The organism is Pseudomonas sp. Irchel 3H3 (assembly GCF_900187635.1).
Lineage (GTDB): Bacteria > Pseudomonadota > Gammaproteobacteria > Pseudomonadales > Pseudomonadaceae > Aquipseudomonas.
In genome coordinates this window covers 22,600-37,572 of the sequence record NZ_FYEC01000042.1, presented here as the reverse complement: position 1 = coordinate 37,572, position 14,973 = coordinate 22,600, and the positions used below count along the sequence as shown (strand labels likewise).

General features: G+C 57.7%; 14 protein-coding genes. 6 read left to right on the top strand and 8 right to left on the bottom strand.

Annotation, left to right across the window (positions count from 1 at the left end):
* A partial coding sequence (locus CKW24_RS26305) for an Hcp family type VI secretion system effector (RefSeq protein WP_095171641.1) occupies positions 1-484 on the bottom strand: 484 nt, incomplete at its 3' end.
* On the opposite strand from CKW24_RS26305, the gene CKW24_RS28210 reads away from it, so the two are divergent.
* The 4 genes from CKW24_RS28210 to CKW24_RS26285 all read left to right on the top strand — a co-directional run bounded on the left by CKW24_RS28210 (position 483) and on the right by CKW24_RS26285 (position 3,587).
* Positions 483-632, top strand: coding sequence for a hypothetical protein (locus tag CKW24_RS28210; RefSeq protein ID WP_159987328.1), 150 nt, complete (start codon positions 483-485; stop codon positions 630-632). The genes CKW24_RS26305 and CKW24_RS28210 overlap by 2 nt on opposite strands.
* Positions 633-1,213: 581 nt before the next feature.
* Positions 1,214-2,224, top strand: a complete 1,011-nt coding sequence (locus tag CKW24_RS26300) for an alpha/beta fold hydrolase (protein ID WP_095171635.1) — start codon at positions 1,214-1,216, stop codon at positions 2,222-2,224.
* Positions 2,225-2,650: 426 nt separating this feature from the next.
* Positions 2,651-2,908: a LysR substrate-binding domain-containing protein gene (locus tag CKW24_RS26290; RefSeq protein WP_095171633.1), complete on the top strand. Its 258-nt coding sequence runs from the start codon at positions 2,651-2,653 to the stop codon at positions 2,906-2,908.
* Between the two features lie 52 nt (positions 2,909-2,960).
* Positions 2,961-3,587, top strand: a complete 627-nt coding sequence (locus CKW24_RS26285; protein ID WP_095171639.1) for a transcriptional regulator — start codon at positions 2,961-2,963, stop codon at positions 3,585-3,587.
* Between the two features lie 22 nt (positions 3,588-3,609).
* Here the strand turns inward: CKW24_RS26285 and CKW24_RS26280 are convergent, their stop codons facing one another.
* From CKW24_RS26280 to CKW24_RS26260, 5 genes are all read right to left on the bottom strand, one after another.
* The gene (locus tag CKW24_RS26280) at positions 3,610-4,407 is read right to left on the bottom strand and encodes an RraA family protein (RefSeq protein WP_256585546.1); all 798 of its coding nucleotides are present in this window, start codon (positions 4,405-4,407) and stop codon (positions 3,610-3,612) included.
* Entirely contained in the window at positions 4,352-4,741 is a 390-nt protein-coding gene (locus CKW24_RS26275) for a RidA family protein (RefSeq protein ID WP_095171630.1), read from the bottom strand. Before CKW24_RS26275 ends, CKW24_RS26280 begins: the two co-directional genes overlap by 56 nt.
* 278 nt (positions 4,742-5,019) lie before the next feature.
* Positions 5,020-6,297, bottom strand: coding sequence for a dicarboxylate/amino acid:cation symporter (locus CKW24_RS26270; protein ID WP_095171629.1), 1,278 nt, complete (start codon positions 6,295-6,297; stop codon positions 5,020-5,022).
* Positions 6,298-6,431: 134 nt separating this feature from the next.
* Complete coding sequence (locus CKW24_RS26265) at positions 6,432-7,397, bottom strand: threo-3-hydroxy-L-aspartate ammonia-lyase (RefSeq protein ID WP_095171627.1); 966 nt, start codon at positions 7,395-7,397, stop codon at positions 6,432-6,434.
* Between the two features lie 20 nt (positions 7,398-7,417).
* On the bottom strand, positions 7,418-8,389 hold the full coding sequence (locus tag CKW24_RS26260) for an ornithine cyclodeaminase family protein (RefSeq protein WP_095171625.1): 972 nt from the start codon (positions 8,387-8,389) through the stop codon (positions 7,418-7,420).
* A 416-nt stretch (positions 8,390-8,805) separates the two neighbouring features.
* Here CKW24_RS26260 and CKW24_RS26255 point away from each other — a divergent pair, with 416 nt between their 5' ends.
* Positions 8,806-9,069, top strand: coding sequence for a hypothetical protein (locus CKW24_RS26255; RefSeq protein WP_095171623.1), 264 nt, complete (start codon positions 8,806-8,808; stop codon positions 9,067-9,069).
* A 167-nt stretch (positions 9,070-9,236) separates the two neighbouring features.
* Positions 9,237-9,872, top strand: a complete 636-nt coding sequence (locus CKW24_RS26250) for a DUF502 domain-containing protein (RefSeq protein ID WP_095171621.1) — start codon at positions 9,237-9,239, stop codon at positions 9,870-9,872.
* Positions 9,873-9,884: 12 nt separating this feature from the next.
* Here CKW24_RS26250 and CKW24_RS26245 read toward each other — a convergent pair whose 3' ends face one another.
* Positions 9,885-10,451, bottom strand: coding sequence for a nucleotidyltransferase family protein (locus CKW24_RS26245; protein ID WP_095171619.1), 567 nt, complete (start codon positions 10,449-10,451; stop codon positions 9,885-9,887).
* A gap of 102 nt (positions 10,452-10,553) precedes the next feature.
* Entirely contained in the window at positions 10,554-14,939 is a 4,386-nt protein-coding gene (locus tag CKW24_RS26240) for a response regulator (RefSeq protein WP_095171617.1), read from the bottom strand.
* Positions 14,940-14,973: the final 34 nt, after the last annotated feature.

Here is a 14,973-nt window from a genome sequence, read left to right as displayed (position 1 = left end):
CAGAGGTGCCAGACACTTCGTGGGTCCAGGTGATTTTGCGGTAGGTGAACTCAACGTCTTCCAGATGCGTGAAGTGCGAGTTCGCCGGGTCCTGGCAGTTATGCATGTAGTCCTTGATATCAACGATAATCGCGTCTTCGAGCTTGGTGGTGTAGTAGTGCTCTTGAGTACCCGCTGCCGAGGTGCGATACCACTCGATGGTAATCTCAGTCAGGCGCTCGCCGGAAGTCAGTGCTGCCAGCAGCAGCGGCGAGGACTTGTCAAACACCTTGGTGATTTTGACAGGCTTATGAACGCGCTGACCGGTCGGCTGACCCGATTGCGGATCGCGAGGAATGATCACTTCGTGGTTGAAGCCCTGAACCATGACCTGGTCTTCATGACCTACCTGGTAAGTGTTGCCGACCGAGTCAGCGGTGAAAGCACCGGCGGTGATCAGGCCCTGCTTGGTACCCGTGATGGACATATATGCTGGCGTAGCCATGGATGTTCTCCTTGCTGAAAATATAGGGACCCACAGGCATGTTCGCGTTGCAGGTTCTAAAAAAATTATCAAGGTTTATGCCAACAACATTAAATCCGTTGCTTATCAATGGCATGGATTGAAAGTCGTGGGCTTGGCTAACGCCTGACATAGGAATTACGAATAAAAGTGCGCAATAAGTTGCGCAATGCTGTGCAACTTATTGCGCACTTGTCTGTGAGTGTTTAAGTGCATGCGCTGTAGAGGTTTATTCACAGGGTTATCCACATTTCAGTGTGCAACTTATGGCGCATAATGGCAGTTTGGTGCTGCGCGCTTCAGTATCCATAAATATCAATCGCAGGGGAAATTTCCACGTGCACTTTAAGACCTCCCCACCTTGTACAACCCCCCATCTCGTCCTATCGTTAAATCCCTCAGAACACCTTTCACATCACGCGGCCCAACAGCCCCAGTTAACCGCGTGTGATACAGAGATCGGGGCAAGCACTGATTAGGAGAAAAAGGGGACGAATTTATTATTCCTCCGCAGCGAGGAGAATTGTAACCGTCCGATCAGCCCCCTCTCCTGACCGTTCTCCAAATTAGCCAAGATAGTAACCAATCCGATGATTTGACGAGGCTGGCGGGAAGGTTTTGCATAGTCAGGAATTTGTTCATGCTCTTCACGCTACCTTAATTGTGGGTCTATTTAAATAAAGTCCTGAACTAATTCATAATTGGTACGATATGATTTCTGGAAATGTTTTCAAAATTTCACTGCTGGCATCGATAGTCGTTTTAGGCTCTCAGCAGGCCCAAGCTGCAAGCATTTATGGGCCTCAGCTGGAAGGATTTTCCTACCCCTACCCTCTGCAACACATCAATTTCACGTCTCAATCTCAAGAGGTTCAGATGGGGTACATGGATATTCCTGCTGAAAAAGCCGGACCCTCTGAAACGGTTGTTCTTCTGCACGGTAAAAATTTTTGCGCTGCAACGTGGGATAGTACGATAGGCGCGCTGCATGCAGCCGGGTATCGGGTCATCGCACCTGATCAGATTGGCTTTTGTTCTTCGAGCAAGCCTGCCAACTATCAATACACCTTCCAACAGTTGGCCGATAACACCCATGAGCTGTTGAAACACCTGGGCGTCAAAAAAGCTACCATCATCGGTCACTCAACCGGTGGCATGCTGGCTACCCGATACGCCCTCATGTATCCCGCTGACACCGCAAATCTGGTCTTGGTTAACCCTATCGGGCTTGAAGATTGGAAAGCGCAGGGGGTGCCCTACCGAACGGTTGATCAGTGGTTTGATCGAGAGCTGAAGCTCAGTGCTGCAAGCGTCAAAGCTTACGAACAGAAGACCTATTACGATGGCCGCTGGAAGCCTGAGTACGATAAGTGGGTTGATATGCTGGCAGGGCTTAATGCTGGCCCCGGACACCGTCTTGTAGCCTGGAACTCGGCTCTGATCTACGACATGATTTTCACCCAACCGGTCGTATACGAGTTTCCTAAACTCCAAGTGCCAACGCTCTTGATGATTGGCCAGGCCGATACTACGGCGATCGGTAGTGACATCGCTCCGGCTGAGGTCAAAGCGAAGATCGGAAATTACCCAGAGCTGGGTAGGGCCGCTAAAGGGGCGATCCCTGGGGCAGAGCTGATCGAGTTTCCTGGTTTGGGTCATGCCCCTCAAATGGAGGAACCCGCTGAATTTAACCACGCGCTAATAGGGTGGATGGCAAAATGAACGGCTAGATTTTAGCCGGCATCGCCACCTTTGACGCGTTACACATCTGTTCGCCTTATACCCAAAATAAAACGCTTCTCGCAATCCACACGACCGTGTCGTTGGGTTTGCGAGAAGCGCTCGTGCGGATGGCCACTGGCGATTGTGCCATTGGGTGTCAGCGCACATCTGGAGAGCGAATGCTAACTCTTACGCCGTACGCAGAGACGCTGATACGGCATCACGACGATCCAAGGTGCCAGTGATCATGGCCAAGACGAGAGTGATAACGGACAGCAGGGCACCGGCCCAGTTAGGTGATGCCAGGCCCAGACCAGCAGCGATCACGAAACCACCAACCCAAGCGCCAATTGCGTTACCGAGGTTAAACAGGCCTGGCACCTACGCAGGGACAACGAGAGCAAGTCTCTGTGAATCTTTCCGAGCATGGTCAGCAATGATGGTGGAGTGGCGCGCAGATGGGCCGAACAGGATCTTGGTTTGGTTCTGCGTTCGCAATGGGACGTCGTTGATTCGATTGCCCAAGGAAGCCTGATCCGTGTGATGGCGGACTGGGAGTTCGGGACCGCCCCGATTCTTTTGCTGATACCGACCAGAAATAACAGGTCCCGAAAAATACAGGCTCTAGCTTCTTTCTTGAGTGAATCATTCAAAACGAAAGGTACTGAGAAAAGCGGGTCATAGCCTGTTATCGTCCTCTCACTGAAACCTTTTACTTTTGCTGGACATCTTCACGATGAAGAAAACTACCCCCGAGCAACAGGCGCTGATCAGTCAGCTGGAGCAAATAGCAGAAGGCTTGAGCCAGACCTTCAGCCCATTTTGCGAAGTCGTATTGCACGATCTGCGAGATCCCGAGCACGCAATATTGGCCATTCACAATAATCTTTCTGGCAGGGAGAGCGGGCAATCGGCTACCGAGTTGGGGCTTGCCCGGATTGCCGATCCCGCCTATCCCCAAATAATTGCCAATTATCCCAATCAATTCAAAGATGGGCGCCAGGCCAAAAGCACTTCTATTGGAATCAAGGACTCCACTGGACGGTATGTGGCCGCGCTCTGCATGAACATTGATCTCACCCTGTTTAGGGGGCTGCAGGGCATGCTGGATCAGTTCGGATCCTTCAGTGGCGATCGTCCGCATGAGTCGCTCGAATCGAGCGGTGCAGAAACGATTCGCGCGCGCATTGATCAGTTTGCTGCACGGCTATCTACTTCTCCCCGTGCGCTGAAGGCTGGCGATCGGCGAGTATTACTTCAGGAGTTGAAGGCGTGTGGCCTCCTCGATATCAGAAAGGCCATGGAAACGGTGGCTTCACACCTCGGCGTATCCCGCGCAACGGTGTATAGCGATACGAGGTGATCAACACCTCGTATGAGCTCGGCTACACAGGACAGCCTTTGGCCCTGAGCATCGCATTGAACCGATCAGGGTCAAGTGTGCCGTCTTCAATTCCCTTGAGGATCGACGCTTCCCGATCCAGCAGTTGACGGCAGCGCTCATAAACCCTTGCGAGCTGGTCCTGAGCGATGGCAACAACGCCGTCGGAATCGCCTATCACCAGGTCACCCGGATTAACGACCAGCCCTGCGCACGACACTGGGATATTGATCTCACCAGCACCGTCCGTACTTGGGCCACGGTGGACACAGCCGAGGGCGAAAATCGGCATCTTGCCGTCCAGCCAGTCGTCATGGTCACGAAGCATACCGTTTATGACAATCCCGACGATCCCGGCTTTGAGCGCCATCGCCCGCATGATCCCCCCAATGATGGCTCTAGTCTGGTCCCCACTGCCATCTACCACCAGGATGTCCCCAGGACGTGCCATCTGAATGGCATTAAGCGTCATCAGGTTATCGCCGGGGCGAACTCGCACGGTAATCGCTGTGCCGCACATGTGGCCGCGCCCGTGAAATGGGCGAAGTCCTAGCCCGCCTACGTTGCGACCCAGACAATCACTGATGATTGCGCTGGGGACTTGGCTGTACGCAGTCAGCCACTCTTCAGGGATAACAGCGGGTGATGGATTGATTTGGAAGCCCGTGGGCCAAGCTTCATTCGACGCGACATTGAGCATCATCGATCTCCTCTGAAATGCCAGAAATGGACGTACCTTCAGCGCTTCAAGCAGCGTTGGTTTCAGTGCGTGCAACTGCCTCAATCTCAACCAGGTAGCCATGGTGCAGCTCTGGTACCGGTACCACGGCGCGAGCTGGACGGTGGCTGCCCAACATTTCGGAGTAGATCCGGTCAAAGGCCGGCCAGTGCTTCACGCCTGCGACGTAAACAGTGACTTTGACCAGGTCGCAGGGAGAGCAATCTGCGGCATGCAGGATGGCCAGCAGGTTGTTCAGTGCAACTTGTGCCTGTTCGGTGAACGACGCCTCAACGTTGTGAGTGCCATCCGGACTAACGGGAAGCTGGCCCGAAATGTAAAGCGAGCCTTGGTGAATAACCGCTTGCGAGTAGTGACCGGCAGGTTGGGAAGCCGCATCGGTGCTAATAATTTTCATAAGTACCCTTGTCTAGGTGGAGCCGGCGCAGCAAGCGATGCCTACGGCGTCAGCTCTTGGATGTATCAATGAGCGTTTGTGGAGGCTGCCTGAACCTTGCCAGGCTCGGTGACACCGCTCGCGGAAAGAAGTTTGGGAGAATCCGAGACTACTGTGTGTTTAGGTCCATCGATGCCACAAAGCCGCATTTGGTATCACCGATTTCACGCTTGCTGGCGGAACCTGCGATAGTTCAACCCGCTGCAAGTAACAGGACACTTGGTAATCCCACTTTTTGATTACACGACTTGAGGACTTTTCTCAGCATCAATTGTAGTTTCAACTTCCTCACGCTCATTACCGTGTCGACCGATGACGGCTGTTGCGACACCGCAGCCAAACACGTTGGTAGCGGTGCGCCCCATGTCCAGGATGGGGTCAACGGCGAGGATGAGAAGTAGGCCTGCTTCCGGAAGGCCCATCATCGGCAGACCCGCAGCCAGGACGACCAGAGCGCCCCGCGCTACACCTGCGGTACCTTTGCTGATAACCAGTAGCGTCAGCAACACCATGATCTGGTGGGAGACAGTCATTTCAATGTTGTACGCCTGGGCGATGAACATCACGATGAAGGCTTGGTACATCATCGAGCCATCCAGGTTGAATGAGTAACCCAACGGCAGGACGAAGCTGCTTACACGTTTGTTGGCGCCAAATTTGTCCATGGCGGCAATGGTTTTCGGGTACGCGGCCTCACTGCTCGCCGTAGAGAAGGCGATCAGAATTGGCTCACGCATATGCTTGAACAGGTCTTTGATGCGTGGGCCGAGGGCCATGTAGCCGGCAAGCGTAATTAACAACCAAAGAATTGCTAAGCCTAGGTAAAACTGCCCAACCATCTTGCCAAAGGTCACGACCATTTCCAGACCATGTACGGTGATGGTGGCGGCGATGGCTGCAAATACAGCCAGTGGAGCCACATACATGACGTAATCGGTAACCCTGAACATGACATTGGCCAATTCTTCGAGCATGTCCACGATGATGGACTTGCCTTTGCCTCTGCCCTTGACGAACGCTAATGCAGAGCCGAAGAACAGCGAGAACACAACGATCTGCAGCACTTCGTTTGTACCCATTGCCTCAATAATGCTTCGAGGAAATACATGGGTGAGGAAGATCGGCAGGCTAAAGCCAGAAGTGTTCAAGCCTGTACTCACGGCTTCACCGTTCACGGTCAGGTTCAGACCGACACCTGGCTGGAAAATATTGGCTAAGACCAAACCGATGGACAGGGATACCAGAGAGGCAATCAGGAACCAGGTGATGGCTTTAAAGCCGATACGACCCATCGAACCGTTCCCTGACATGCTGGCCACCCCGGTGACCAGGGTGGCAAGCACCAACGGTGCGATAACCATTTTGATCAGACGTAAAAACACGTCAGTGACCAGGTTCAGGTATCCGGAAATTTCTTTTGCGGCCGCAGCATCCAGCTGACTGTGGAGCGTGCCTCCTAGGACCACGCCGAAAATCATCGCGATAACTATCGCTTTAACGAGAAGGCGGCTTTTCATGTGCACCTCTTTTTATAGTGGCCTTATTTATGACCATGTTGTCTGGGCTAAATATATGTTCGTTAAATTCCGGCAAGACGGTGCCGTCAGGCGCTGTTGAGCGCCTGATTTTCACCAGGTAAAGCTAACTGCCCTTAGGACTGGAGAAACTTTCCAAGCTTGTCGATATCAATATTACCGCCTGTAATAATGACGCCAACTCGCTGACCCCGGAGTTCATCCTTGAACTTTCTTACTGCGGCAAGACCCAGGCATCCGGTGGGCTCGACCACAATCTTCATGCGCTGAACAAAGAATTTCATTGCGGAAATCAGTTCTTCGTCAGTGACAGTTACAATCCGGTTCACACCATTCAAAATAATTGGAAAGGTATAGTTGCCAAGATGCTGGGTTTGAGCGCCATCCGCGATGGTGTCAGGGGTGTCGATGTGAACAATCTCACCTGAATTGAAAGATTGTTGTCCGTCGTTACCTGCTTCAGGCTCAACGCCGATCACAGCGCACGCTGGTGCCAATGCGCGTGTCGCCAAGGTGGTTCCCGACAACATGCCGCCGCCACCCAGACCTACAAACAAGGCGTCCAATTGACCGACGCTTTCAAACAGCTCCTTGGCGGCAGTACCCTGGCCGGACAGCACGTCTGGATGATCATAGGACGGGATCAGCGTCATGCCATGCTTGGCGGCCAGCGCCCGAGCGATAGCCTCGCGGTCTTCGGTATAACGGTCGTAGAACACAACCTCGGCACCATAGCCTCTGGTAGCAGCGACCTTGGCTGCAGGAGCGTCAGTTGGCATGACAATGGTGGCCGGGATCTTCAACAGTTTGGCCGCCAAGGCGATTCCTTGTGCGTGGTTCCCCGAAGAGAACGCTACAACACCGCCTCGACGTTGCTCTTCGCTGAATTTAGCGAGCGAGTTGTATGCCCCGCGGAACTTGAAGGAGCCGGTACGTTGGTAGTTTTCGCATTTGAAAAATACCTTTGCGCCGACTTCCTCATCGATCGTACGAGAAGTCAGAACAGGCGTGACGTTGGCTGCTCCCTCAAGTCGCGTAGCCGCGTCGACTACGTCTTGATAAGTTGGCAGAGTAATGTGCATAGAAAAATGTCCTCAAAGATTTACCACGGCCAAGAAATATCGTGGCCAATACCTTCGATATTGGCTTGCTTGAACAGAAGCTGAGCAACTGTCAGGTCTTGCAGCGCCAACCCCGTCATGTCGAAGAGGGTGATGTCATTGGCACTACGTATGAATTCGACTTGCCCTGTCAGCAGGTCACCGATTTCGATTACTGGTGAAGCCGGCGCCCATTGCGTTTCGCCGAGCTGGCAAGCTTGAGCTTTATCGTCGACAAAGATTTTGGCCTTGGGCAGAAGCCCTTCCGGCACTTCCCTTTTGCCCTTGGTGTCTGCACCCACGCAGTTGAAGTGCGTACCGGGTTGGACGGCGTCCAGGTCAAACAGCACCTGCCCTCCGGGCGTCGCTGTGATAACTACATCACTTTTGGATACGGCATCGTTTGCCGATGCGCTGTGGCGCATGGAAACACGTTCTGAAAACTGCGATTCAAATTGGGCACTCGGTACGCCATCTGCCGTCAGATAGGTGACATGCTTGATGCCGGACATCACGCGAAGCGCGTAGTCCACTTGAATGCCAGCCTGTACGCCGGTGCCGAAAACGCAGAGTCGCGAGCTGCCTCGACGAGCAAACATCTCCAGACCCAAGGCCCCGGCAGCACCTGTACGGAGTGTCGTAATGACGTTGCCATCAATGACACACAGTGGCCGTCCGGTCGTAGGATCAATCAGCAGGATGGTCGCTTGATGAGGCTCACCTTGCAGGGCACGGTTAGTGGGCCAGAAACCGGCGGCTTTGAATCCGAGCACGCCCTGGTTGGCGATACCACCGGATTTGATTCCAAAGATGCCACCCGTACTCAGCGCTTCGCGAACAACGGGGAAGATTTGGCCATCTCCTGCGCTGTGCAGGTAGAAGGCTTCGCGAACGGCGAAGAGGATCTGCTCGGGTAGCACTAGGGCATTGACACTGTCCCTATCCAGCAGTTTTAGCATTTCAATCTTGGACATTTTACGCGCCTGGCACAATAGCTATATCAGACATATTATCCAGAACTAGACAATCTGTAAAGACAAGGCGCAGCCGTCTGTCATGAAAGGGTGCCCACTCAGCTAAAAATTAGAACAGGCTGCAAAGATGTCTTGCGGCACAGGTAGCGCTTTACGCGTTACGGGTCGATCACGGTTTTTGCCTAGTAGATTGCCAAGCCCGCCGGATTGATGTGTGGTTCGAATGTCCGCTTCTGGCAGTTCCCCGCCCATCACGACAAACGGAAAACCCCCACCTTGTACAACCCCCCATCTCGTCCTATCGTTAAATCCCTCAGAGCACCTTTAAATTCACGCGGCCCAACAGCCCCAGTTAACCGCGTGTGATACAGAGATCGGGGCAAGCACTGATTAGATTCAGTGCAAGGAGAATGCTCATGATCCGCAGATACTATCTAACCGCCCTCACCGCCCTGGCCCTTGCAGTTGGCGGCTCCTGGGTGCCGACACTGGCTTTCGCCACCGATCAGGCTGACCAGCGGCAGGAGTCGCGCGATACCAAGCAGGAGGGGCGTGATGCTTCTCGGGAGACCAAGGAGGCTTGCAAGGAGGGCGACGAAAAGAGTCGCGCCGATTGCCGCCAGGACAAGCGCGATACCAAGCAAGACACGCGCGACACTGCGCGAGACATCAAGTACTGATTGCGTAGATCTCACCCCCACACTTCGCTGTGGGGCCAGGACAGGTTGATCCTTCGGTTATCGGTTGGAGCTGCGCGGCGTGTTGATTGGAGCGCCGCTTACTGCAACTGCAGGGGGCGATCAAGGGGCGCGGCCCTATTCCGCCAATCCCGACAGGGGCAGTGCATATGAAGACGGCGCTCGGATACTTCGCCAAACGGGTACTTGCTGGTCTGCTGGTTATCGTCCCGATTTATCTCGCGATCCTGGTGCTGCTCAAGGGCATGAAGTCGCTGGGACAACTGGTGCGACCCTTCTCCCAACTGTTGCCGGAATGGCTGCCTGCCGAGCAGTTGTTATCGTTGATCCTAGTGTTATTGATCTGCTTTTTCATTGGCGCCGCCCTGCGTACCGGTTTGGGCGAGCGCACCCGCGCGCGGGCAGAACGGGCGGTGTTTGAAAAAATCCCCGGCTACAGCCTGTTCCGCAGCCTGACCCAGCAAGTGGCGGGTGATAGCCGGCAAAACGTCTGGAAGCCGGCCTTGGTCGAAATCGAAGATGCGCTGGTCCCGGCGTTCATCATTGAAGTGTTCGAGGACGGTCGCTATACGATCTTCGTCCCTTCGGTGCCCACGCCATTGGCCGGCGCCATCTATGTGCTGGAAGCAAGCCGCGTGCATCCGCTGGATGTGTCCTTCACTGATGCCTTCAAGGTCATCAGCAAATGGGGTTTGGGTGCCAAGGATCTGGTGGCGGCCATGGAAGCCGGGGCCAAGCGTCCTGAGGTTCCAGTGGTCGCCAGCAAGGTTGATGCAGCACCTTGATTCGCCTCGTTCTCAAGAGCAGTAATCCACAACCTTCAGCCAAGGCCAGCGCTGCTGGTAACTCTGTGCCTTCTGGGCAAACAGCTCGGGCTTGGGGTTCTTCCGGTTGATCCGCAGTAGCCCCTGCTGCGTGTCGGCCAGGCCATGGGGGGCGTAGAGTTCGCCGCTGGTGATGTCCAGGCCGATGCAGGTGCCGGCGATCAGGTAGCGGTCGACGCCGTCCCGGGTTGAGTGCAATTGCGGATAGTCGCTGCCGAATCGCTGGCGGTACCACAGGTGGACACGGGCCTGGTTCTTCAATTCGATGTTGACGTCGAGGTCGTGGAACAGTTGGCGGCCGGCCTGGATCACCTGGTCTTCGGCTTCCCAGGACAGGTCTGAGTCGAAGTAGAAGATGTCGTAGTCCTTTACGCCCCAGTCCAGGGGGCGTTGCGCCTGTTGGTTCCAGATAGCCTGGAACAGGCAGCCGGCGGTGAGCATGCATTGGTCCAGGCCGAGTGCGGGCAGGCGGGCGGTGATGAGTGCGTTGACTGGGTTGGCCAGTGCGACCTCGAGCAGAGTTTTGGCCGTTAGTGTCATGTTGATCCTTTTTGGGTGGGGCTCCGGGGTGCTGAGGATAGCTTAGCGTTGGGGGGTGTGGATTGTAGTGATTTGGCGCCCGGCTCTATCTCCGTCAGTTGGTCAGGACAGGTTTTCCAGGAGCTCCAGGGCTTGGTCGAAGTCGTAGGATTGGGCTTGTTGCATCACTTGATTTAACTGTTCGGCCACTCGTGGGCCTGATGCCAGTCCTTGCAGGGTGTGCAAGGCGCTCAGGGCTTGGGCGTCGCTTTCGGCCAGTAAGTCGCGGACGTGGGCCAGTTGGGTGTGCCATTCGCTGTCCAGTGGGGGCGCGTCGATTACCGGTGTTTCGTTTAGCTGCGCCAAGCCGGCCAGCAGCGGGGTCAGGTGCTGTTCGACGGCCGCCAGGCGTTCGGCCAGGTCCGGTTCGCTGGCGCCTTGCAGGCACGCTTGCTCCAGGGCACCGGCGGCTTGGGCCAGGGCGGTGGCGCCGATGTTGCCGGCGGTGCCGCGCAAGGTGTGGGCGAGTCTGGCTGGCGCCGCTGGATCGGCCTGGGTTCGCGCGCTGCGGAATTGGCCGTCAAAGCCTTGTTGGCTGGCGTTGAATTTACCCAGCAGGCGCAGGTAGAGGTCGGTCTTGCCCATGCAGGTGGCGAGGCCGGCGTGCAGGTCGATCCCGGGCAGGCTGGCGGGCAGGCTGCTGGTCGTTGCATTGGCCGCGGCCATCTCGGCGGCAGGGGCGCCGCGCCCTGGACGTGGGTGTATCCACTTGGCCAGGGTGGCGAACATGTCGTCGATGTTCAGCGGTTTGCTGATGTGGTCGTTCATGCCGCAGGCCAGCGCCCGCTCGCGGTCGCCCGCCATGGCGTCGGCGGTCATGGCGATCACCGGCAGGTCGGCCCAGCGCGGCTGCTCGCGGATTTTGCCGGTGGCGGTGTAGCCGTCCATCACTGGCATCTGGCAGTCCATCAGCACGCCGTCGAAGTCTGAGTCGCGCTGCAATTGCTCCAACGCCTCGGCGCCGTGGACGGCCAGGCACAGTTCGATCCCGGCGCTCTCGAGCAACTCACACGCCAGCTCGCGGTTCAGTTCGTTGTCTTCCACCAGCAGCACCCGCGCGCCACGCAGGCTGGCGATGGCGCTGGCGCTTTGGCCGGAGCGCTCGTTGGCCCGGGTGTCGACCTGGGGCGCCTTGCCGAGAACCGTGCCCAGCGCTTCGAGCAAGGTCGAGGGGGTCACCGGCTTGGTCAGCACCACCGGCAATTGAATACCGTGGCGGCTGGCTTCTTCGCGGGCTTCCTCGCGGCCAAAGGCGGTGACCATGATCACCGACGGGGTTTGTGCCAGTTGGGCGGCATGCATCTGCAGCACCGTCTCGACCCCATCCATGCCGGGCATGCGCCAGTCCATCAGCACCAGGTCGTAGGGCAGCATCCGGGCTTCGGCGTCCACCAGCTTGGCCAGGGCCGTCCGGCCGCTCTGCGCGACATCGACTTCGACACCAAAACTGCGAGCCATGGTCGAGAGGATTTCCCGCGCGCTGGCGTTGTCGTCAACCACCAACACCCGGCTGCCGAGCAATTCCTCGGCGGTCAGCATGCGCCGCACATGGCTCTCGCGCTGCAGACCCAGGCTCACCTCGAAGTGAAAGGTCGAGCCCTGGCCCGGCTCGCTCTCGACCCATATCTCGCCGCCCATCAGTTCCACCAGATGCCGGGAAATCGCCAGGCCCAGGCCGGTGCCGCCGTATTTGCGGGTGGTGGAACTGTCTGCCTGACTGAAGGGCTGGAACAGGCGCGAGCACTGTTCGGCGCTCATGCCGATGCCGCTGTCACGCACCCAGAAATGCAACTGCGCCTGGCCTTCCCCACCACCGCGCTGCTCCACGCCGAGCACGATTTCGCCCTGCTCGGTGAACTTGGTCGCGTTGTTGCCCAGGTTGACCAGCACCTGGCCGAGGCGCAACGGATCACCGATCAACGCGGTGGGCAGTTCGGCGGCGATGCTGAACAGCAGTTCCAGGCCTTTGTCCTCGGCCTTGAGGCCAATCATGTTGGCGAAGCCGTCGAGCACGTCTTCTAGGTGGAAGGGAATCTGCTCCAGGTGCATCTTGCCGGCCTCGATCCGGGAGAAGTCGAGGATATCGTTGATGATCCCCAGCAGGCTTTCCGCCGAGCGATGGACCTTTTCGATGTAGTTGCGCTGGCGATGGTCGAGCTCGGTGCGCAAGGCCAGGTGGCTCATGCCGATGATGGCGTTCATCGGGGTGCGGATCTCGTGGCTCATGGTCGCCAGGAAGTCGCTCTTGGCCCGGGTCGCCTCCTCTGCCGTCTCGCGCGCGCGCTGCACCTGGGCCTCGGCGATCTTGCGATCGGTGATGTCGAAGTACCAGTTGGCCCCCATGCCCCGCTCCCCCTGGGTCAGGGTGACGCTCGACACCAGCACCTCGAAACGCTCACCGTCGGTGCGCTGCAGGCTGGCCTCGAAGTTGAGCACCGCCCCTTGTGCCACCTCGGCGAGAAACCGTTGGTGGGCCTCGGGCTCGACCCAGAATTGGCTCAGGTCGCTGCCCTGCAGTTGCCCAAGCTGGCTGGCGAACAAGCGGTCGAATTGCGGATTGCTGTAGGTCGGGCGGCCATCGGCGTCTTTGATCAGCATGGCCACCGGGCTGCTGTCGAGGACCGCACGCAACTGGATCTCGCTGGCCTTGAGCGCCGCCTGCAGTTGCCGGCGCTCGCTGACATCGCGTACCGAGGCGCACACACACATGCCGCTCCCTTCCAGGCTGGGCAAGCGTGACAGGCTGATCTCGGCGGAAAACAGGCTGCCGTCCTTGCGCACGCCTTGCAGGTCTTCGAGGTTGGCGCCCATCTGCCGGGTGTCGCCGTGGCCGATGAAACCGTCGCGCAGCGCCACGTGACGGCCGCGACTGGCCAGCGGCACGAGGCGCTCGATGGCCGCGCCGATCAGCTCGCCGGGGGCGTAGCCGAACAGTTGATCCAGCTGACGGTTGGTCCTCAGGATGTGCCCACCATCGTCCACTACCAGCATGCCATCGGGCGCCGCTTCGATGATGCCGCGATACCAGGCTTCGGTGGCGCGCAGTGCCCCTTGCTGGGTTTCCAGCGCCTGGGCCTGCGCCTCCAGTTGCAGCGCCTGTTGCGCCACTTCGCTGGCCTGGCGTCGGGTTTGCGCCAACAGGGTCTTGACCGCCTGATTGCGCTCCATGATCGCCATCGCGGCGGCCAGTCGTGGCGTGGCCTCCTGCAACAGTAGCCATTCACGCTCGTCCAAAGGCTGCAGGCTGGCCAACTCGAACACCCCCAGCAGGCGCTCGCCATGCACGATCGGTTGCAGCAACAGGCAACTGGCCGCTACCTCGCCCAGCGGCGAGTGCAACCGCCAGTACTGCTGCGGCAACGCCTGCAACTGTCGCACCTGGCGATCCAGCGCACACTGGCCCAACAGGCCGTCGCCGAATGGCACCTGGTCCTTGGGTGGGTGCTCGGAATCGGTGGCATAACCGCCCATCAGCTGCAGCGTGGCGGCGTCTTCCTGGGCGCTGTACAGCACCGCCTGGCAGATGCCGTGCAGGCCCGCGATGTGCAGCAGGAATACCTGCGCCAGTTCGTCCGGGGTGTCGGCCTGCTGCAGGTCGATCTGCAATTGGGCGATATGGCCCTTGATCCAGCGCTGGCGCTCCAGTTGCTGGGACTCGGTCTGCAGTTGGGCGATGGCCCGCGCCAGGTCCCCGGTTTCATTGTTCAGGTCGGTGTGGGGGATCGGCTGGTCGAGCTGCCCGGCGGCCAGTTGATCGACCGCCACCCGCACCCGATTCAGCGGGTTGCGGATCGACTGGCTGGCCAGCCACGACAGCAACAACGCCAACGACAGGCCACCGAACAACAGGATGTAGGTCAGCAAGGTGCTGCGTTCGGCGTACTCGACAATGCCCTTGGCGGTGTCGCGAATCGAGGCTTCCTTGATTTGCGCAATACCGTACAAATGACTGTCGGCCTGCCGGGCGATCCTCTGGAACTCGCTGCTGTTAAGCAGCAATAGCGCCTGACTCTGCCGACCCTGGTCGATCAACACAAAAGCCTGTTCGCTGTAGCGCTGCAACTGTTGCAGCATCAGGTCGATCTCGGCCAGGCGCGCGAGGTTCTCCGGGCGCTTGAGGGTGACCTTGGCCTGGGCCAGGGCCAATTGCAGGCGTTGCCGGTTGTCAGCCAACTGCTGCAGGGCTTCGACGCGGATCTGCGCACTGTCGGTGCCCACCGCCCGCTGCAGGGTTTGCATCAAATGGGGCAGTTGCACCCGCGCTTCATGCAGGTACTCCATGCCGACCAGTTCCTGCAGATAGAGGTTTTGCATGTCCTGCTTCAGCGATTGCTGAGTGCGCAGGCTTTGCACGCCGAGCACCAGCACCAACAGCAGCAGCGCGGCGAATCCCAGGAGCAGTTTGTGCAGCAGCGCGAGACGCTCGAGCAGGGTGCGAAATCCAGCCATTACCTATCCTCGTGAACCTGATCGAAAAAGCCCC

What these genes read in the sequence shown, in the direction of transcription:
- CKW24_RS28210 (WP_159987328.1), top strand. Translation starts at nt 483, where the DNA reads ATGGATGTTCTCCTTGCTGAAAATATAGGGACCCACAGGCATGTTCGC.
- CKW24_RS26300 (WP_095171635.1), top strand. Translation starts at nt 1,214, where the DNA reads ATGATTTCTGGAAATGTTTTCAAAATTTCACTGCTGGCATCGATAGTC.
- CKW24_RS26290 (WP_095171633.1), top strand. Translation starts at nt 2,651, where the DNA reads ATGGTCAGCAATGATGGTGGAGTGGCGCGCAGATGGGCCGAACAGGAT.
- CKW24_RS26285 (WP_095171639.1), top strand. Translation starts at nt 2,961, where the DNA reads ATGAAGAAAACTACCCCCGAGCAACAGGCGCTGATCAGTCAGCTGGAG.
- CKW24_RS26280 (WP_256585546.1), bottom strand. Translation starts at nt 4,407, where the DNA reads ATGGCTACCTGGTTGAGATTGAGGCAGTTGCACGCACTGAAACCAACG.
- CKW24_RS26275 (WP_095171630.1), bottom strand. Translation starts at nt 4,741, where the DNA reads ATGAAAATTATTAGCACCGATGCGGCTTCCCAACCTGCCGGTCACTAC.
- CKW24_RS26270 (WP_095171629.1), bottom strand. Translation starts at nt 6,297, where the DNA reads ATGAAAAGCCGCCTTCTCGTTAAAGCGATAGTTATCGCGATGATTTTC.
- CKW24_RS26265 (WP_095171627.1), bottom strand. Translation starts at nt 7,397, where the DNA reads ATGCACATTACTCTGCCAACTTATCAAGACGTAGTCGACGCGGCTACG.
- CKW24_RS26260 (WP_095171625.1), bottom strand. Translation starts at nt 8,389, where the DNA reads ATGTCCAAGATTGAAATGCTAAAACTGCTGGATAGGGACAGTGTCAAT.
- CKW24_RS26255 (WP_095171623.1), top strand. Translation starts at nt 8,806, where the DNA reads ATGATCCGCAGATACTATCTAACCGCCCTCACCGCCCTGGCCCTTGCA.
- CKW24_RS26250 (WP_095171621.1), top strand. Translation starts at nt 9,237, where the DNA reads ATGAAGACGGCGCTCGGATACTTCGCCAAACGGGTACTTGCTGGTCTG.
- CKW24_RS26245 (WP_095171619.1), bottom strand. Translation starts at nt 10,451, where the DNA reads ATGACACTAACGGCCAAAACTCTGCTCGAGGTCGCACTGGCCAACCCA.
- CKW24_RS26240 (WP_095171617.1), bottom strand. Translation starts at nt 14,939, where the DNA reads ATGGCTGGATTTCGCACCCTGCTCGAGCGTCTCGCGCTGCTGCACAAA.